The following is a 266-nucleotide window of genomic DNA, read 5'->3' on the forward strand; positions in this document are numbered from 1 at the left end:
TCGTTGCCCTCAACACCGGCAACCTGCGCCAGGCCCTGCTCGCTTCCGGATCGATCCCGATGGTCATGGAAGGCGTACGCGACTTGCCCGGCGCCGGCGCGGGTACGTTCCGTGACGGCGGTTTGCTCGACTACCACCTCGACCTGCCCTACAGCGGCGACGGTATCGTGCTCTATCCGCACTTCACCGATCGAGTGATTCCCGGCTGGTTCGACAAGACCCTGCCATGGCGCCGCGCTTCGGTGCAGCGTCTGCAAGATGTGCTG

At 65.0% G+C, this 266-nt stretch carries 1 pseudogene; it reads left to right on the forward strand.

From position 1 onward, the window contains the following. Positions 1 to 266 (forward strand): annotated as a pseudogene (locus AAEY83_RS15705) (patatin-like phospholipase family protein); the annotation flags it as partial.

This window comes from Psychrobacter sp. TB20-MNA-CIBAN-0197 (assembly GCF_040309765.1).
GTDB lineage: Bacteria > Pseudomonadota > Gammaproteobacteria > Pseudomonadales > Moraxellaceae > Psychrobacter > Psychrobacter submarinus.